The organism is Shewanella waksmanii ATCC BAA-643 (assembly GCF_000518805.1).
GTDB classification, from domain to species: Bacteria; Pseudomonadota; Gammaproteobacteria; order Enterobacterales; family Shewanellaceae; genus Shewanella; species Shewanella waksmanii.
On sequence record NZ_JAEH01000001.1, the window covers coordinates 181381 to 200998 of the forward strand.

Annotated in this window: 17 protein-coding genes; 11 read left to right on the top strand and 6 right to left on the bottom strand. The window is 46.9% G+C overall.

All coding sequences use genetic code 11. The features are described from left to right. The first annotated feature begins 484 nt into the window (after positions 1 to 484). The 3 genes from L865_RS0100845 to L865_RS0100855 all read left to right on the top strand — a co-directional run bounded on the left by L865_RS0100845 (position 485) and on the right by L865_RS0100855 (position 5420). Entirely contained in the window at positions 485 to 1891 is a 1407-nt protein-coding gene (locus L865_RS0100845) for a sigma-54 interaction domain-containing protein (protein ID WP_051484382.1), read from the top strand. A gap of 193 nt (positions 1892 to 2084) precedes the next feature. Then, a complete protein-coding gene (gene ccoG / locus L865_RS0100850) occupies positions 2085 to 3557 on the top strand; it encodes a cytochrome c oxidase accessory protein CcoG (RefSeq protein WP_084632433.1) in 1473 nt (490 codons plus the stop codon). Between the two features lie 264 nt (positions 3558 to 3821). Then, on the top strand, positions 3822 to 5420 hold the full coding sequence (locus L865_RS0100855; RefSeq protein ID WP_028771489.1) for an AMP-binding protein: 1599 nt from the start codon (positions 3822 to 3824) through the stop codon (positions 5418 to 5420). Between the two features lie 60 nt (positions 5421 to 5480). On the opposite strand, the gene L865_RS0100860 is transcribed toward L865_RS0100855, so the two are convergent. From L865_RS0100860 to L865_RS0100880, 5 genes are all read right to left on the bottom strand, one after another. Next, complete coding sequence (locus L865_RS0100860; protein ID WP_037470260.1) at positions 5481 to 5999, bottom strand: lipocalin family protein; 519 nt, start codon at positions 5997 to 5999, stop codon at positions 5481 to 5483. 89 nt (positions 6000 to 6088) lie between these two features. Beyond that, on the bottom strand, positions 6089 to 8002 hold the full coding sequence (locus tag L865_RS22795) for an ABC transporter transmembrane domain-containing protein (protein WP_425423590.1): 1914 nt from the start codon (positions 8000 to 8002) through the stop codon (positions 6089 to 6091). Positions 8003 to 8178: 176 nt separating this feature from the next. Beyond that, positions 8179 to 8727 carry a heme utilization protein HutZ gene (hutZ, locus tag L865_RS0100870; RefSeq protein ID WP_028771491.1) on the bottom strand — a complete coding sequence of 183 codons (549 nt, stop codon included), beginning with the start codon at positions 8725 to 8727 and terminating at the stop codon, positions 8179 to 8181. Between the two features lie 35 nt (positions 8728 to 8762). Next, positions 8763 to 9272, bottom strand: coding sequence for a heme utilization cystosolic carrier protein HutX (hutX, locus tag L865_RS0100875; protein WP_037470261.1), 510 nt, complete (start codon positions 9270 to 9272; stop codon positions 8763 to 8765). A 133-nt stretch (positions 9273 to 9405) separates the two neighbouring features. Beyond that, the gene (locus L865_RS0100880) at positions 9406 to 11457 is read right to left on the bottom strand and encodes a TonB-dependent hemoglobin/transferrin/lactoferrin family receptor (RefSeq protein ID WP_028771493.1); all 2052 of its coding nucleotides are present in this window, start codon (positions 11455 to 11457) and stop codon (positions 9406 to 9408) included. Positions 11458 to 11741: 284 nt separating this feature from the next. On the opposite strand from L865_RS0100880, the gene L865_RS0100885 reads away from it, so the two are divergent. The 6 genes from L865_RS0100885 (at position 11742) to L865_RS0100910 (ending at position 16589) form a co-directional block, all read left to right on the top strand. Continuing rightward, complete coding sequence (locus L865_RS0100885) at positions 11742 to 12488, top strand: energy transducer TonB (protein WP_028771494.1); 747 nt, start codon at positions 11742 to 11744, stop codon at positions 12486 to 12488. Between the two features lie 131 nt (positions 12489 to 12619). Then, entirely contained in the window at positions 12620 to 13372 is a 753-nt protein-coding gene (locus L865_RS0100890) for a MotA/TolQ/ExbB proton channel family protein (protein WP_028771495.1), read from the top strand. Continuing rightward, positions 13372 to 13785: an ExbD/TolR family protein gene (locus tag L865_RS0100895; protein WP_028771496.1), complete on the top strand. Its 414-nt coding sequence runs from the start codon at positions 13372 to 13374 to the stop codon at positions 13783 to 13785. Before L865_RS0100890 ends, L865_RS0100895 begins: the two co-directional genes overlap by 1 nt. Positions 13786 to 13830: 45 nt before the next feature. Beyond that, entirely contained in the window at positions 13831 to 14739 is a 909-nt protein-coding gene (locus L865_RS0100900) for a heme/hemin ABC transporter substrate-binding protein (RefSeq protein WP_028771497.1), read from the top strand. Positions 14740 to 14760: 21 nt separating this feature from the next. Next, positions 14761 to 15777 carry a FecCD family ABC transporter permease gene (locus L865_RS0100905; protein ID WP_028771498.1) on the top strand — a complete coding sequence of 339 codons (1017 nt, stop codon included), beginning with the start codon at positions 14761 to 14763 and terminating at the stop codon, positions 15775 to 15777. A gap of 2 nt (positions 15778 to 15779) precedes the next feature. Then, a complete protein-coding gene (locus L865_RS0100910) occupies positions 15780 to 16589 on the top strand; it encodes a heme ABC transporter ATP-binding protein (RefSeq protein WP_028771499.1) in 810 nt (269 codons plus the stop codon). A gap of 295 nt (positions 16590 to 16884) precedes the next feature. Here the strand turns inward: L865_RS0100910 and L865_RS0100915 are convergent, their stop codons facing one another. Beyond that, positions 16885 to 17445 carry a TetR/AcrR family transcriptional regulator gene (locus tag L865_RS0100915; protein ID WP_028771500.1) on the bottom strand — a complete coding sequence of 187 codons (561 nt, stop codon included), beginning with the start codon at positions 17443 to 17445 and terminating at the stop codon, positions 16885 to 16887. A 132-nt stretch (positions 17446 to 17577) separates the two neighbouring features. Here L865_RS0100915 and L865_RS0100920 point away from each other — a divergent pair, with 132 nt between their 5' ends. Together L865_RS0100920 and hutW are read left to right on the top strand one after the other, a co-directional pair. After that, complete coding sequence (locus L865_RS0100920; RefSeq protein ID WP_028771501.1) at positions 17578 to 18111, top strand: dihydrofolate reductase family protein; 534 nt, start codon at positions 17578 to 17580, stop codon at positions 18109 to 18111. Between the two features lie 118 nt (positions 18112 to 18229). Further along, positions 18230 to 19597, top strand: coding sequence for a heme anaerobic degradation radical SAM methyltransferase ChuW/HutW (gene hutW, locus L865_RS22800; RefSeq protein WP_037470262.1), 1368 nt, complete (start codon positions 18230 to 18232; stop codon positions 19595 to 19597). The last annotated feature ends 21 nt before the right edge of the window (positions 19598 to 19618 follow it).

Below are 19618 nucleotides of genomic sequence, written 5' to 3' on the forward strand. Positions count from 1 at the left end.
AACTGACTCGCTCTATTTAACGGCGATTTTTACAGCAATTAGGATCTTCCCCAGAAATGAAATTAAACATTTCATTTACTTTTTTATAGCAAACGAATCATAAAAGCTAATGCTAAATTAGCCAGGCAAGACTAAGGTATAGGTTGATAATTTAAACAATTACGCCACCACGCTAATAAATAATGAATAAAAACCATGAGTTCAGTGTAAATAACCATCAAATAATGACCTTGCAAGATCTGACCAGTTGGGAAAATATATTGCTTCTAAACATCAATTGTTAACAAATACCTTGCCGTGACCAAATTAAATCAATGTCTGCACCGCAACATGGGCTATTCAAGCCAACACCTTTCGCGATATATCGCCAATTATGTCTAATACCACTATACTAGCTCCATAATCGGTATTCGCTGGACTCAGTATGGCCACTTCAAATTTGCGCATCGATAGCACTCACCCTAACGATGCTAATCAGCAACTCATGCAGTTTTTGCCAGAAAATAAATTAATTCTCGACGCAGTTAACGAGGGAATTTATGGCTTTGACCTTAACGGCAATGCGGTATTTATTAACCCGGCCGCAGAGAAGATGACCGGCTGGGATAGCGCAGAACTACTTGGCAAAAATATTCATGATTGCCATCACCATAGCCATGCAGATGGCAGCCATTACCCGCAGGAAGATTGCCCAATTTACAACACCTTGCATGATGGATTGGCGCGGGAGATCAGCCATGACGTGTTCTGGCGCAAAGATGGCAGCAGCTTTCCAGTACATTACACCTCGACCCCAGTGTATCGCGACAACAAACTGATTGGTGTAGTCGCGATATTTCGTGACATTAGTATTCAGAAGCAAACTGAGGACTCATTACGTCAGGCGTTAGAGCAGGTCCAAGCCCTGTCTGAAAAGCTCGCCACCGAAAACCACTACCTGTTAAGCGAGTTAGCCAGCCATACAGGCGATGTTAGCCTTTCCGGTGACAGTCCTAAAATGCAGCAAGTTGCCCAGCAGATAAAGTTAGTGGCCCACACCAATAGCACAGTGCTGATCAGCGGCGAGAATGGTACAGGTAAAGAGTTGGTTGCAAGAAACCTTCATCAACTCAGCGACCGTGCTGATAAGCCACTCATCAGTGTAAACTGCGCCGCTTTCACTCCTAGCCTGCTTGAGAGCGAGCTATTTGGTCATGAAAAAGGCGCATTTACCGGCGCATCAAGTCGCCGCAAAGGCCGCTTTGAACTGGCTGACAACGGTACCCTGTTTCTTGATGAGGTAGCGGAACTCTCCCTTGAAGCACAATCGAAACTACTGCGAGTAATACAAGAGCAAGCGTTTGAGCGTGTTGGTAGTAGCCGCAGTATTAAGGTTGATATCCGTTTAATTGCCGCCACCCACCATGATCTCAATAAACGCGTTGAACAAGGGTTGTTTAGAATGGATCTGTTCTACCGCCTTAATGTGTTCCCAATCCATGTGCCGCCACTACGGGACCGTTTAGATGACTTACCCTTGTTAGTGAAAGATATCTTGTTAGATATCAATAAGAAGCTCGGAAAGAAAATCACTGGCATTAGCAAGACTAGCCTGAAACATCTCGCCGCTTATGGCTGGCCTGGCAATGTGCGCGAGCTGCAAAACCTGTTGGAACGCTACAGTATTTTAGCCCAAGGCGAGCTTTTACACCTGCCAAAGTTAACACCACAGGCTAGCACTCAACCGGACGATGTCCTGCTGCTTGCAGAAGCTGAAAAGCTGCATATAGAAATGGTATTGCAACGCTTTGGCTGGCGTATTTCTGGGCCAAATGGTGCAGCCAATGCACTTGGGCTCCCGCCAAGCACGTTGCGTTCAAAAATGGCTAAGCTGGGTATCAAGCGCGACTAATCCACACTATTCAACCTCGATCTACCACGCTCAAAATCACGATATATCGCCAAATCACGATATATCGTGACTTATCAATAAACAACTAAAAATAAAAACGCTAATAATCATAAACTTATATAACTAAAAACTTGGTATCGACTTTGCTATTACAGGCTTACTTACTAGGCATGTCAGCAGTTGGAACCTAACAATGACTAATCAAGCTTTTAACCACAAAAATAACAAGGTTAAATATCACCTTAATGCACAAAGTAGCGATGCTGTGGCTATTTCCGCAAGCAATAAGGTGAACCAAAAATATCAACAGCAAGCCATTAAAGTAAAAAATCTAGATACAACTAAAAAAATCCACATCAAGTCGCAAAAGGGCCACTTCCAAAAACTGCGCACTATTTTTAATAGCCTTTTAATCGCGCTATTTTTTGCTATTCCATTCATTCAATATCAAGGCCAGCAAGCCATTTTATTTGATTTAGATCTGCAACAGTTTCGCTTTTTTGGTACCACCTTATGGCCACAAGACTTTACCTTACTTGCCTGGGTATTTATTGCCGCAGCCTTTTTGTTGTTTTTTATCACGGTATTTTGGGGACGCATTTGGTGTGGTTATCTGTGTCCGCAAACCGCTTGGTCGTTTATCTATGTATGGGTAGAAGAGAAAATTGAAGGCAGTAGCAATAAACGCCACGCGCTCGACAAAGCGCCATGGAGCCAAAAAAAGCTGCTTAAGAGAACCAGTAAGCATCTGCTCTGGAGTGTGATAGCCCTGCTTACCGGTTGCGGCTTTATCGCCTATTTTGTGCCAGCAACTGAACTCTATGTCGATGTATTTAGTTTCAGTACTTCCTTTTGGGTTGGCGCTTGGGTGTGGTTCTTTGCCGCCTGTACTTATCTTAATGCTGGCTGGATGCGCGAGCAGATGTGTTTGCACTGCTGCCCGTACGCCCGATTTCAATCAGCAATGTATGATGCCAACACGCTTGCGGTAACTTATGATGCGCAGCGGGGTGAATCTCGTGGCCCACGCAAGCGTAATCAGTCCACTGAGCTTGGTGATTGTGTAGATTGCCACCTATGCGTAGATGTATGCCCAACCGGGATAGATATTCGCAATGGCTTGCAATATGAGTGCATTAACTGCGGTGCTTGCGCCGATGCGTGCGATGAAACCATGACCAAATTTGGTTATGCCAAAGGCTTAATTCGCTACAGCAGTGAAAACGAGATGGCGGGCATAAAAGTGAATCGATTTATGTCATTGAAGTTTGTTGGCTATGGCCTTGCCTTTGCTGCGTTCATAGCTATTTTTGCTGTCGATCTGCAACAAAAGTCGGCAATTGAGCTTAATATTCTTCGCGACAGGCAGGCCCTTTATCGCGAAAATAGCGACGCCCAAATAGAAAACAGTTACACCTTGAAGATACGCAATAAAACCCAACAAGATCGACACTATGAGCTGGCTACCACGGCGAAACAAACCTATGTGATTAACGCAGATACCCAGTTGTTTATTAAGGCTGGTGAGCAACTCACCTACCCCGTCACCATAGTGCAAGCCGCGCCAATGGATAGCCACGGCTTCAGTAAACTGACCCTCATAGTGCAAGACATTAGTGACTACAGCCAACAGGTTGCCCAAGACACTAACTTCTATCGTCCATAAAACTATCCTCACTGCTAGTGCATACACCGACAAGTGATATGCACTGGCCATTGTGCTAACTAGCTGGCCTGAATTAAGCCTCTGGCCAGCTTTTACACCGGCTGTTTCCCCGTGCCGACCAGACTCATCTTACCAGTTGCACTGTGCATATTAGCTGTTGACCTATGGTGAATTTTAGCTCTAATCTAAACACCTGTTTGAAAATAAATATCGTAGTTCAAATTACGCCAACGACAACAATAATATTAACTTACGAGGTAGACTATGGCCTATGACGCCGATACAAGCATCGATATGACCCAATATGAATCGATGATTGATCTGATCGAACAATCAGCACTGCGCTATGGTGACAAAACAGCCTATTCCTGTTTAAAAAAGGCCACCAGCTTTGCCGAAGTTGAGCGTCTATCTCGTGCCTTTGCCGCCTATCTTCAGCAGCATACCGAGTTAGTGAAAGGTGATAGAGTCGCAATTCAATTGCCTAATATTACCCAATTTGCCATTGCAGCCTACGGCGCCATGCGCGCCGGTATGATCTTAGTCAACACCAACCCGCTATACACGCCTCGAGAGCTTATTCACCAATATAATGACTCAGGTGCTAAAGCACTGATTGTATTATCTGATCTGCTGCCAACCTTAACAGATGTCGTCGCCAGCACCGACATTGACTATGTTTTTGCCACCCATGCGCTTGATATGCATGCAGCGCAAGACATTGAAACAGGTAGCGTCAACTTTACCCGTTTAATGGATGCTATCGACACCGGCCTATCACTAGATTACCAGCCAGTAAAAGCGACATTATCCGATCTTGCAGTGCTGCAATATACCGGCGGCACCACCGGGCTGTCTAAAGGCGCGATGCTCAGCCATGGCAATCTGATTGCTAACGCTATGCAAATTAAATCACGCATTGGCGAGCGACTTGTTCAGGGTGAAGAGGTGTTTGTTGCGCCGCTGCCGGTGTACCATATCTACGCATTCATGGTGAATTTGGTACTGTATTTTGAGCAAGGTGGCTGCTCAGTGTTGATCCCAAATCCCCGTGATATTTCAGGCTTGATTGATACCCTTAGCCAGCACCCGTTTACTGGTTTTGCCGGCCTCAATACCCTGTTTGTTGGCCTCTGCCACCAGCCCAGTTTCAAAGCCCTTGATTTTAGCCACCTTAAGGTCACTATTTCCGGCGGCACAGCGCTAACCCAAGCGGCAGCTTCTATGTGGCAGCAAACTACTGGCTGTACCATTAGTGAAGGTTACGGTTTATCTGAAACCTCGCCGGTGGTATCGCTTAATGCCCCTGGGCTGGAGCAGCTGGGTACCATTGGCAAACCGGTTATAGAAACCTCAGTTAAGATCCTCGATTTAGACGATAACGAAGTGCCAATCGGAGAGATTGGAGAACTGGCTGTCAGCGGACCACAGGTTATGCAAGGTTACTGGAACAAGCCTGAAGAGACCGCCAAAGTGATGACCCAAGACGGCTATTTTAAAACCGGTGATGTGGCACTGGCCACGCCTGATGGCCTACATAAGATTGTCGATCGCAAGAAAGATATGATTATTGTTTCAGGCTTTAATGTTTACCCCAATGAAGTCGAAGATATCTTATCTAACCATGATGCGGTATTGGAATGTGCGGTTGTCGGAGTCGACGATCAACACAGCGGCGAAGCAGTGAAAGCGGTCATTGTACTGAGCGACCCTAATAGCGATGAAGCGACAGCTAAACAGCAAATAGAAGGTTATTGTCGTGAACAACTTACCGCTTATAAGGTGCCTAAAATCATCGACTTTGTTGCCAGCTTACCCAAGTCGACCGTCGGTAAGATTTTGCGCCGAGAACTAAGAAAGTAGTCCTGTGGTCTGGGCTAAATAGCAATAAAAAAACAGGGAGCTTTCGCTCCCTGTTTCATGTTAGTTGTTGCGGCTTTGATCGACCCAGATGATCTGCTCGCTGGCAAAGCCCATCTGCTTGGCTTGCTGACTAAAGCGCGCCATTAATGCCTCGTCCACTGTGGGAGTTCGCGACAAAAACCACAGATAGTCGCGGCTATAGCTGGTAATAAATGCGTACTGATACTCGGCATCGAGTTCATACACCACATAGGCACCGTAGAAAGGACCAAAAAAAGACACTTTCAAGTGGCCCACATCGGTGCCGTCAACAAAATAGGCTTTACCTTGGGCATCGTCCCATTGCTGCTCGGCATCAATGAAGCCGCGATTAAGCACCTTAACACCGCCATCTTCACGCATGGAATAGGTCGCAGTTACCGCCGACATTCCGCGCTCAAAACTATGATCTAGCCTAGCAACTTCATACCAAGTGCCTAAATATTTTGGCAACTCAAAGTTATCTACTGGGGTAATATCGTCGGGTAAACTGGTACACCCCGACAATAACAACATGATGATACCTATCCACTTTGCCATGATGGCTTCCTCAACTGAGCTTAATGACTGCTTAATTGTACGTGCTATGCCAACAAAAGGTTCATTATTTTAGTGAGCTAAATCAACTATTAGGACACATTTTTCTCTGCTAAATCGTCAGCGGGCTTATTGGCAAGCTGGTCACCATCGTCGGTTAATAGCTGTAGACTGGCGAACTCACGATACAGACTGCTACTTTGCATTAACTCTTGGTGCGTGCCGCTGGCAACGAGCTGGCCTTTATCCATAACTAGAATCCGATCGGCATTAATGACCGTTGCTAAGCGATGCGCAATAATTAAGGTGGTCTTGCCAACCATTAATGTATCAAGCGCCTGTTTTACCTTTAACTCGCTAACGGCATCAAGTGCGCTGGTTGCTTCATCAAGTAACAAGATAGGACGGTCAGCCAAAATGGCCCGAGCAATCGCAATACGCTGCTTTTGACCACCGGATAAACGCACGCCTCGCTCGCCGAGATAGGTCTGATAGCCGTCACTGAATTCAGTAATAAACTCATCCGCTCTTGCTGCAACACAAGCCTGTTTAACCTGCTCTTCACTCGCATCTAAGCGGCCATAGCGTACGTTCTCTAACACACTGGTCGCAAAAATAACTGACTCTTGCGGCACCAAAGCATATTGCTGGCGCAGCGTTTGCGGGCACAAGGTGGCGATATCAATGCCATCTAACGCTATGTGGCCACTGTCCAACACGTAAAAACGCTGCAGTAACTCAAACAATGTACTTTTGCCTGCGCCGCTGGCACCCACTAATGCCACTCGCTCGCCAGGTGTAATATGCAAGCTCAAATCATGGATAACACGACTTGGTGGGCGTCCTTGGTCGGCACTCCCCTCAAGGGCATGCTGCATATTGTTGTAGCTAAAGTTAATCTGCTGCACTTGTAGCTCGCCGCGTACTTTGGCGGGTAGCGCTGCCGGCTGGGCAACAACAGGAATATCAATAGGTGTTTCAACAAGTTCTATCAATCGTTCCGTGGCACCTGCCGCGCGTTGAATTTCACCAATCACTTCACTAATGGTGGCTACAGAGCCGGCTACCATTACCGCATAAAACATAAATGCAGACAGCTCACCGCCACTAATATTGCCACTCATCACATCATGGGCGCCGACCCAAGTGACCAATGCAATGGCAAGTATGCTTAAAAACATCACCAATGCGATAAGGATAGAGCGGTATTTAATCCGTCCACTGGCCGCTGACATGATAGCTTCTATACGGTCGTTAAATAACTCGCGATCTTTATCCTCATGAGAATAAGCCTGCACGGTGTGAATTTCATGCAATGTTTCATCAACATAGGCGCCTAAGTCACCCATTTTATCTTGGCTTTTACGGGATAGATCTCGCACCTTGCGACCAAAGAAAAAGATAGGCCCTAACACCATAGGCACAGCTAAAAGCACCAGTCCCGTCATCTTTAAACTGGTAAATGCCATCATGGTGATGCCACCAATCACGGTAACACTGGCACGCAAAGCCATCGATAAACTTTGCCCCACCACCGATTGCAGCAAAGTCGAGTCGGCTGTAAAGCGTGAAATCACTTCACCTGTTCGCAACTTGGCATAAAACCCCGGCGATAATTTCAATAAGTGATCGTAGACTTGCAAACGGATATCGGCACTGACACGCTCGCCAAGCCAAGTCATCAAATAAAAACGACAAAAAATGGCCGAACTACTCAATGCGGTAATCGCGATGACCAGTAAAATAATCTCATTGAGCCTAGCGCCGTTGTCAGCCAAGAAGCCTTCATCGACCATTAGCCGTACACCTTGACCCAGCGACAACCATGCCAAAGAGCCAATAAATAAAAACACAATCGCAGCCACTACGCGCCAGCGATAAGGCCTTAGAAATGCACCAATCCATGGTAAAATAGCGCGCTGTTTCGCGCTTGGAGAAGAATGGATTTTGTCTGCTGTTGCCGCTTTATCCGCTAACGGCTGTGCAGAGGCTGTAGAATCACTCAAAGTTATTCCTTAAAGATAGAATCGAGATCTATACCCGTTATAAGCACTAGAATAACAAAACCCGCACAAGGGCGGGCATTGTTTATGTCGCAATAATTTGTATAGAAATATGTGCGGGGTTTCACCCTATTGTCGTTAGTTTAAATAAACTCGCTAACGCACCTTAGGCTAGTGCGTTAATTGGCCACATCTGCAAGTTCAGATTTTGGTGTGCCATGATGCCCATCGCGCTTCCAATCCACGTCCAATAGTTCGTTACCTGATAGACTAAAGGCTTGGCCAAACCCTTTCACATAAAGCCCATGGTGCGGTGACAACTTGAACAAATTGAAGTCTTTTAAGGTGGATAAATTGTCTATCATCGCGCCGAAACGCTGAGCCAATAAATCAACGCCTTTGCTAAAGGTTTCACTATTGCGATCAACCAAATGTGCAGTTGCATCAAAGGTCAATCGCTTGCGAGCAAATACACTTTTAGCGCTAGCTTCATCTTCAACTAGCATCACCGACACCTTGTCAGATACTTTCAAATTTGTTCCATGACGAGCCAGCTCACTGACTAAAATATAAAAACCATCATCAGCAACAGCAAACGGCGCATAGCTGGCATTAGGCACACCTTCCGCATCTTGGGTGGCCAGTTGCAGTGAGTGGCGCTCCTGCTTGAACGCTTCAATTTCTGGCAGTAATTTATCTCGCAGGCGCTGCTCTTTTTCCGTAGTCATGTTGTTATCCTCGTTAATATTGCTCACACAGTAATTTAAGCGGCTAGGCTTGCCGATTGGCGCAACGCCGCAAAACGTTCTACTTGCTCTGGTAGCAGCTGACGTTTTTTATCTCTGCCTAGGTAAACCTTAAATACCACTTCACCTTGTGCGCCAAAGAAGTTAATAGAGTGACTCTCTGTGCCTCTAAAAGGCTTGCTTATCAGCGCGATGGCACTGATGTCATCTAGTTTCAAGTGACCATGAAGACCGTCACCCTTGGTGATTAGGTTGTAGTAACCATGGGCATACTTGCCTTTTGGAAACGCGCCTTTAAATTCAAAAATGCTGCCTGAAGCAGACACAATAGTGGTCATGGTGCCCCACTGAGGAAGGTCTGCTAACAAGGCATCTTTTTCGCTTAAAGGCAGCAGAGCAACCTGCTCTGTCGGCAGTGCGGACACCACTGCAAATTCACTCACATTAAGCTCTGTGGCAATTTGCGCTGGCATAGCCGCTGGGTTATTGGTGATGTATTGCTGAATTTGTGCAACGGTTACAGACATGGAATATCTCCAAAATAGTAATAGCATCAGCCTAAAAAGACTGACTGCTTAACAATGACTTAGAGGTTTTCCAGCAAACATGCCAAGAAAACCTCCAATGTTATTCACTCACTAAGCGGCCAAACTGGCTGACTTAGAAGTTATAGCGCGCCGACAATTTGTAGTTCCTGCCTTGCTCATACAAGGTTTGCCACGCTTGGCGATATTCCTCATCACCGATGTTTTCTATTGCAAAATCTACTCTTAAGCCTTCAAATGTCCCCACTGCTGGTTCCCAAGCTACGTAGACATCCCACAATTTGTAAGCGTCATACTGATTGAGGTTTTCTTCAGGTAGCTGGTCTTGCTCAGCCACATAGGTAAAGCGAGTACCCACTTTGACATCACCTTCCATCAAGCCTTGAGATAGATCGATGGCAAGCTTTTTAGCTGGGATATTAGACAGGTACTCATCACTAGCCTTATCTTTACCTTCGGTTTGACCGTAGTTTAGGTTGACGCGAGTTTGTTCAAAGCGATAACGAGTTGAAAACTCAAAACCAGTCAACTGCGCTTCATCAACATTGTCCCACGAGGTGGTTTGTTCAAGGCCTGGAATGCCCATTAGCGGGTTAGATACAGACTGTTCAATGAAGTCGTCAACATCGTTTCTAAACACACTCAAGGTCATCGCCAGCTCATCATCACCCGCTAACTTCGTAAAACGAAAATCTGCTTTGATCTCTTTGTTCTGCGCTTTTTCAGCTTGCAGATCAGGGTTGATTTCAAAGGTGTTGCATAAGCCGTCTGGCAAGAACCCTGGAATGGAAGGAATACAATAGTGAGTACCCGTAGAGTACATCTCTTCAATACTCGGCGCTCTGAAGGCTTCATCATAGCGCGCACTTAAGGTTAACCATTGGGTGGTCTTCCAAGTTAAGCCCACAGAAGGTGATAAGGCATTGTCATCACTAGACGCGTTTAGGTTGTTGTTCTGATTTTCAAAGGCATCGTAACGCACAGCAGCATCAACAGCCCAGCTGTCAGATAGGGCGATATCGGCACGGGTGAATGCACCCCATACTGTGGTTTCACCATCTAGACTGTCTGGGCGCTCTCCGGCTTGACCACTGTCATCCCGGACTGTTTTTATGGTGTCTTGGTAACCATCAACACCATAGGTCAGCTTTGTCATACCAAAATCAGAGCTATTGTTAAGGCTAAAACCTAATGTTTCGTACTTAGTGCTATCAAATTGATTTTTGGTGACACGGTCTTCATCGTAATCTGTGCCATTCCAATAGAGTGTCGCGTTGAGATCTAAGTATGCATTGTCAGTAGGGTTGATGCTGTAGTCTAAAGTGACATTGGTGTCTGTCGTCATACGACGTACCAGTGGCACCGAGCTACCGACTTCAGTTGCCGGGTTGCTTGGCACAAGCTCGTTGATATCTGAAAAGCGTGCAGAAAGTTGCAAGCGCTGATCATCACTTGGCTCCCAGCCTAACTTCGCCAAACCACTACTGCCACGAGAAGCACTGTTTTCAAGGGTTTGGTCATTACCTATTTTGATATCATTGCTATCGTAGTAGCTACCGTTTATGAGCCAATCGATACTGCCCTCACCGACTTGGTCGGTTAAGCCATAGATGGCGCCACCGGTTTTTAACCGGTCGCCATTGGATTCAAAACCTTGCTTTAAGTAACCACCAAAAGTGTCATCTTGCTCTAGGAAATCCTGAGCCGACTTGGTGTTTTGCGCCACCACGCCACCAATAGCACCACTGCCCCACAAGCTACTGGCAGGGCCACGTACTACTTCAACAGAGCTGAGTAACTCCGGATCCATAAAATAAGTGCCGCGATGGCCTGAGTTGGTGTTTTGTCTAGCACCATCAATAGTTTGTAATACCCGCTGACCACCTAAGCCACGAATTTCAACCCCTTGCGACGACGCACGAGGGCCGTTAGTCACGTTGACATTAGCTTCGTTTTTCAAAGCTTGAGCAACCGATGCGGGTTGAGACTCTTGTAGCTGCTCTTCGGTCACAACAGCCACACTGCGGCTAGTTTCAGAAGTTTTTTCAGTGACTCGGGTTGCCGTCACAAGTACTTGGTCAAATTCAGTGACTGTTGTGGTTTGCTCAGCAACTGCGCTCGCGCTTATTGCCATTGCAATGGCGACAACTATCGGCTTCTTGGTCATGTTTCAATCCTCAAATGGTCAAAAAGGGGTAGCTTACGTCGACTCATTTAGTCCATTAAGCGTGAAGATTCGGCACCCGTTATCATTATTTCCGGCACTTTACCTGAGAACAAAATATAGATCAAATGAAAATCATTATCATTTGCGATCTCATTTCTATTCGTATAGTCTAGCGGTACTTAATGTTAAAACAGCCATTGGATGATGGATTGGATTGATTATTAACATACTGAATTTAAGGACTAAAATTTGGTTTGTTGTGACTTTAGCTAAGATAGTTGCTCATGACTCCTAAACGATATTTTGCTTTTGGTTGTATCACTGTCCTGTTGCAAGGAGTGGTACTTGCGTCACAAAATAGTGAGCCCGACCTCACCTTAAGTGCAGGCAGCGCAATGGGAATGCAAACTGTCAATGTCTCTATTGCAATGCGCGCAAGCCAAGCTACTGCGGCAACACCTTCGCAGCCAGCAGTGACTGACGACCAAGCTGTAAAACAATCAACCTCCCCAATAGAAAAACCGAGCAAACCCCAGGCTGTTGAAAAAGCCAAACAAGCTAAGCCAGTAGCAGAAAAGCCGCCAGTTAAGAAACCTGAAGTCCCCAAAACAGAGCCAACTGAAGCCAAACCACAACAGACTCAAGTGGCTAAAAACAAGCCAGAACCAGACACAATGGTTGAAAGCCAAGCCGATACTGAACCGGCTCACGAACAGAATCAAAGTGAGGCTAAACAAGGCGTGTCGCAACAACACGTGGTCATTGAGCAGCCCACCTTTGCTGCGCCACCAGCCCAACCTCATTATCCCAAAAAAGCACGTAAGCGCGGATTACAGGGTACGGCCACCATTGAGGTGATGTTCAACCAACTCGGCGAACAACTCTCACTTGAACTAGTAGATAGTTCTGGATATCGATTGTTAGACAAGGCGGCGTTAGCTGCGGTAAAGCAATGGCAATTTGCCGCCCCTTCTCCACAAACAGCTTTAGCCTACACGGTCAGAGTACCAATTAAATTTGCCCTTAATTAGCCAAGTGGCGCAAACGCTATTACCTAACTCGGAGTTAGGCTGCATCAAATAGTGATGCCAAACAGTTTAGGGATAACCACACCCAATTTGATTTACCAAGGCGATGACCTTCATCGCAAAGGATAGAAAATATGTCGCAACCACTATATCAACAATGGTCAGAGCAACTGGGCTACCTAAGCTGGCCACTGTTTATCTGTGCTTTCATTACGCTATTAATCACTTTAGAACGTTTAGCACTAGTGCTATTTGAACTTCCCAAACGAGACAAATGGTTGGCGCAATTGCGTGCCCAGGCACGTTCGGCAACCGCAGAAGAACAGCAACAGTTAATGACCAATATCAGCAAAGGTCGCAGCATGTTGGCTCAAGGTACCGCGCTACTGCTGAGTCATAGCGATCAACCTCGTGCCATGCGTGAGGAGATCGTTAGCTTATGGTTAGTCAGACAAAAAGGCCACTTGCTATCAGGGTTAAAGATCCTGCAGATTATTGGGGTTGTCACACCACTACTGGGTTTACTCGGTACGGTACTTGGTCTGATTGAAATGTTTGGTGAGCTAGGTGTATCAGATGGCCCAGTCACCCCGGCTCAACTCGCTTCAGGCTTAGGTCTGGCGATGAATACGACTGCGGCAGGCCTAATTATTGCGGTTCCAGCCATCACCTTAGCTCATCTATTTACCCTTTGGGCGGAACGACGCTGTGAGAAGTTGGCCCATGCGCTTAATTTGCTTAATTTGTGGCTTGATGGTTTTGACGGCGCACTGAGTATCGGTCGTGATACTACCGCTCAAATTTGCTCAAAAGCCGCAACCTGTGAGCAAGCCCAGTGCTGCAGTTCTCGTTCCGCCAGCGGCCAAACCTTGGCAGGGCAAGCCTAATGATTAGCGCTAATACCGACAAGTCCTCAACCTCTTTGGGCATCGACCTCACCCCCTTAATCGATATCATTTTTATCGTGTTAGTGTTCTTACTACTGACGGCTAATACCCAGCTGCTGACGCTGCCTGTTGAGGTTCCCACAGAAGCAGACTCTGAGCTCAGTGCGCTTTCACAAGATAAGCATATCGCTATCAATATCTTAGTGGAGCAACCCCATTGGGCAATTGATGGCCAACAATTTAACAGTTTTGATGATTTTGAAGCGGAGTTTATTAAGGCTTTTGACGCGCAGCCAGACATTAAAGTAGTGGTAGCCGCTGACAAATCCGCCCCCGTACAGCCACTGATGAATGTGTTGGCACTATTGCAACGCCAGCAAATCAGCGACACCCAAATTTTAATGGAACCTTAGGCTAAGCACTAAGTGACCGACATCGACTTATTTTTGGAGAACCCTATGCACAACCCATCTTTCCTTACGTCCAACAGTCTTAAACCTAAGCTAGTATCTGCGTTGGGTTTTGTCACCGCGATGCTATTGAGTAGTTGCGCCGTAGCCGATGAATCACCGCAACGCGTGGTCAGTGCTGGTGCAGGGGTCACAGAGCTGGTTGTAGCGCTCGATGCTGTTGATGAACTAGTGGCTGTGGATTCCACCAGTCACTTACCTCAAGGACATGATGATATTGCCAAGCTTGGCTACCACCGTATGCTAAGTGCCGAAGGCATCTTGGCATTATCGCCAAACCTACTGCTAGGCACTGATGCCATGGGCCCGAAAGCTACCTTAGATGTACTCAGTGGTGCCAAAGTCAATGTTGTACAGCTGCCACACGCCAATACTCAATCGCAGCTGCTGAGCAATATCGAGCAAATTGGTCAGTTACTGCAGCGCCAAGGCGAGGCTGAAGTATTGCAAAACAACATTAAGCAGTCTTTTAAAGATATAGCGCAAAAGCAACAGCAAATCGCCCAACAAGGTGATGCACCCAAAGTACTGTTTTTGCTGTTACAAGCAGACAGACCAGCCCGCGTAGGAGGCGATGAAACCGCCGCTGACATTATCATTAAATTAGCCGGTGGCAACAACATAGCGGGATTTAGTGGTTATAAGTCCGTTTCACAAGAAGGCATTTTAGCCCTCAACCCAGATGTGATTCTTATTTCTAATCGTTCAGACAAAGCTGTAGATGATCCTGTTGGTGATCTACTCAAAGCTATGCCTTTACTGGCACACACACCAGCGGGGGAAAATAAGCAAATCCAAGCACTTAAACCACAAGCCCTATTGGGTGGTTTAGGTCTGAGCGCTATTGAAGCCGCCGATAAGCTCGCCAGCGACTTCATCAACGTTAAACAGTATTAAACTGAACCTTTAGGAAACATCATGGATAATCGTCGTTGGCTGTGGCCTGGATTACTGAGCGCGTTGGTGATCACAAGCTTGATGTCTGTCAGCATAGGTCCACTGCAAATAAGCCCTACCGTTAGCCTGCAGGCGGTTGTCAATTGGGCCACGCAGTTAGAAGTGGGTAGTGTTGCTCCCCATGAGCAGTTGGTTATCAACAACGTGCGCTTGCCGCGCACCTTGTTGGCATTGGCTGTTGGCGCAGTGTTAGCACAATGCGGCGCGGTAATGCAGGGCTTATTCCGTAACCCATTGGCCGACCCTGGCATTATTGGGGTCTCATCCGGCGCTGCGCTTGGCGCCGCAATCTGCATTGTACTTATCCCCCAAGGTGGTGAGTACATGGTGGCACTGTCGGCTTTTGTGGCCGGACTATTAACTACATTGGCGGTTTACCGACTGGCTAGCAGTCCAAGCGGTACCTCGGTGGTGCTTCTGCTGTTATCTGGGGTTGCTATTGCTGCACTCGCAGGAGCGGGGATTGGCCTGCTAACATACATGGCCGATGATATGGCGCTGCGCGATCTCACCCTGTGGCAAATGGGCTCGATTGCTGGCGCGCAGTGGCATTATGTGATTCTCAGTCTGCTTGCCTTGGCCTTGGTCAGCTGGCAGTTTAACCGCAATGCAAAAGCTCTCAACGCCCTGTTGCTTGGCGAGGCTGAAGCCCGTCACTTAGGGCTGGATGTGGATAAACTCAAATTTAAACTCATTGTACTGTGTGCCATTGGTGTAGGAATTGCTGTGGCTGCTACCGGAATTATTGGCTTCATAGGCCTAGTGGTGCCGCATTTAGTGCGCATGATGGTAGGCCCAGATCACAAGCAGTTACTGCCACTCAGTGCCATGCTAGGTGCAGCGATTTTAGCTTTAGCCGATATCGGTGCACGCGCTTTGGTGGCGCCATCTGAGCTGCCTGTGGGCTTAGTCACTGCGCTGCTAGGTGCCCCCTTCTTTATTCTACTACTGCTCAAGCAGCGTCATAGGTTGATATAGCAATGACAAATCAAACCTCACCTAACGTCGAGCCCTCAGGTAAGACAGTACTGCAAGTCAATAAACTATCGGTGCGCATCGGTCAAAAAACGGTATTGAGTCATATCAACCTCAATATTCAAGCCGGACAAGTCACCGCTTTACTCGGACCCAATGGGGCAGGTAAATCGACCTTGCTGAAGAGTTTATGCCAAGAGGTTGCAGCTGATAATGGCACCATTGATGTGTTTGGCGCTAAGCTTGAACAATGGGATAGACAGCAACTTGCAAAATCGATGGCAGTATTACCACAACATGCATCGCTAACCTTCCCGTTTAAAGTGCATGAGGTGGTGGAGATGGGACTTTACCCCCTTAGCCTCAGTCAGCAACAAGGCAAGCAATTGGTGCTGTCACAACTTGAGCAAGTGGATCTACTGCATTTAAAAGACCGCAGTTACCCAACGCTGTCAGGGGGTGAAAAGCAGCGAGTACAGCTCGCGCGGGTGTTAACCCAATTGGCCCAAGCCCCCCAATCACCTATCTTGCTACTCGATGAGCCAACATCGGCGCTGGATTTAGCCCAGCAACACCGAGTGTTATCGCTCGCAAAACGCTTGGCCCATGAGCAAGGGTATGCGGTGATCGTGGTGCTTCACGACCTTAATCAAGCATCACGCTATGCCGACCGCTTAGTGATACTAGAGCAAGGCCAAGTGGTAGAAGATGGCAGCCCTGAGCAAACGTTAACCCCGGCGACTATTCGCCAAGTTTGGCACTATGACCCCGTTGTCGTTAACCAACCTAATAGCGCAACGCCTTTGCTATTTTAGCCAACCAAAACAAGCTTATACCAATCAGTATAAACATTTAGTCACTCAGCGAGAGTTTAGCGGTTCTGAGGCAAGGCAACGAGTGAAGAGCATAGTTATTCTACGGTTAAGCTCGTTAACACAGCATCAGAACAGCTAAAACTCGCCATTCTGGCGCGTTTTTGGCTACCTACTTCTGCGTTGAATAACCTCACAAGGGAGCAACCATTGTTTCAGTACTCACTTTGAATTAGCCGGCCTTGAATTAGTTTGCAAAAAGCGCGCTGAGTAGATCAAATTCTTATACTGATTGGTATTAGTGTTCTAGTGTGATAGCACGGCAAATTAACGTAATGGGCCCTTGAATTTGCTCAACCGTTAATTTGCCGGTTGTGTCGCTGCGCATTGCTAAAGCAAAACCATGCAAGTAATCAGCAAGTAAACACAGGAGATCGTTAAATTGCTGCTCACCAAGCTGCAACGGCCGCAGCACTTGCCCAAGTTGACGGGAAAACACCTCGGCAGGTCCAGTGGATTTCATGGTTAATAAGGTTTCCAATAAAGCGGCATACTTATCGAGTAGCACAAGATAGCGCTGACACAGTTGCAGCAGTGCTGCCCGCCAATCCTCAGCTGTTGCATCAAACGTTACTTCGTCAACTAATGAGATGGCCAATGCCTCTAATAACGAATTCTTGTTGTCAAAATAGTGATAGATCGCCATGGCATCGACCTGCAACTGCGCGGCTAACTGCCTAATACTGGGCACTTTGCCCTGCTCTAGCAAAAGTTGCTTGGCGTGTTCCAATATGCGTTGCTGATTGAGAGGCTGGCCTGCCGCTGAAGGTCGCCCACGTTTCTTGGTGTTGACAGTCATTATAATGTCTCGATAAAATACCATTTTTCTACACTGTAGAATTTTAAGTTATCACCACAGTTAATACAAGCCTAAACGATAACTGTGACGCGATTAGTGCATCACCATCATCAATATAAAAGAGGAAATACCATGACTAACACTGTCTATATCGCTACCAGCCTTGATGGTCTCATTGCCGGCAAAGATGATAATTTGGACTGGCTGCACGATATTCCGAATCCGCAAAATGATGATTTGGGTTTTAGCGCATTTATGGACAGTGTTGATGCGCTAGTTATGGGGCGAAATACCTTTGAAGTGGTGTTGAGTTTTGGCATCGACTGGCCTTACAGCAAACCGGTTTATGTTCTCAGTAATAGCTTAACTTCGCTACCTGCTGAACTTGAGGGTAAGGTCTTTATTGTTAATGGCCCTCTTGAGCAAGTGCTGGACGATATTCATCAGCAAGGTCGCCACAACTTGTATATTGACGGCGGCAATGTCATTCAACAATTCTTACAACACGATCTTATCGACACACTGATTATTACCACTATTCCTGTGCTTCTCGGTGCCGGTACTCCCTTGTTTGGCGAGCTAATACAACCGTTGAAATTTCGTCATGTTAGTGCCGAACCATTACTCGATTATATCGTGAAAAACACTTACACCCGTCAACGATAATTACCGGCCAAAATTGACACAGATTTACACTCTTCTTAGTTGAAATTTGATCCATAGCAACAATTTTTTACTTGATAATGATTATCATTACGGGGTTAGAGATTACCATGAGGTTGCTATGCAATTTACCCCCACAATGACGGGAATTAACAGTCCCGACCCGCTGCAACATGCTTTTAAAGTGAAGAGTGCTCCCCACGCAGGACGCAGCAATAGTCGACCACTTACACTCGACAGTCAGCAATGGCAACAATGGTGGCAGCAACCTAGCCAAGCCACGCAGCGGGCGCTATATATCCACCTGCCCTTTTGTCGCAAACGCTGCAGTTTCTGTAACTTTTTTGAAAATGGCACCAACCCAGAAAAAGTCAGCCGCTATGTAGATACACTCGTTGAGCAGCTGCGTATTGCCGCTGATACCCCATTGGGCAACAGTCGAGCGTTCGACACTGTTTACGTTGGCGGCGGTACACCCACTGACATGCAGGCCGATGAAATTTTCAGACTAGGTGAAGCTATTCAGCGATTTAAATTGGTCGACGATGTGGAGATAACCCTTGAGGGTAGGCTCAACGGCTTTGACGATGACAAATGGCAGGCAGCCAATCAAAGTGGCTTCAATCGTTTTTCATTTGGAGTACAGAGTTTCGATACCGATGTGCGCATTGCCGCCGGCCGTTTCGACGACAAAACAGTGCTACTGAATCGCTTAGCAGAACTGAGTCAGCACCCCAGTGCCAGTGTGGTCATTGATCTTATCTTTGGCTTACCTGGGCAGACCATGGACGTTTGGCAGCAAGATCTGCAGGCGGTCATTGACACGGGTGTGCATGGTGTCGACCTATATCAATTAATTGGTTTGTCTGGCTCACGAATGGATCATGCCAAGGGCAAAGGTAAGGTGATAGCGCCTGCCAATAGCCAATATCAAGCCGATAGCCAAACTCGCGCCAATATGTACGCCATTGGCGCGAACCACTTCGAAGCTCATAACTGGCAAAGACTATCGAGCTGCCATTGGCGCAGAGATGCCAGAGAGCGCAGTATTTATAACACCTTAGCGAAAAGCGGTATTGAAATCCTGCCGTTTGGCGCCGGAGCCGGTGGCAGTATTCATGGCCATGGCTGTATGAATGGTCGCGATTTAAAGCAATGGCATCAAGCACATAATAGTACACCTGACACTGTGCAAACTGTCCCAGCTCAGGTGCCGCAAATGATCATGCCCCCTAACCCTTCAGCCGCGCTCGATGCGGTTATCAAACGTGGATTAGATACCGGTTTGCTCGATACCCGCTTGCTTCCAGCCAAGCTAGCTAAGCACTTAACCCCACTATTTGAACAGTGGCAGCACAATGGCCTCACCGATTTTAGCTCACCTTTGCTTAGTTTGACTTTGGCGGGCCGTTTTTGGAATGTCAATTTGCAAACAGGCTTATTTGAGTTTCTCGCAGCCAATCCGCTAAAACAAGATTTAGCCGCCTAAAAGCGCAATATCAGCGGGTAA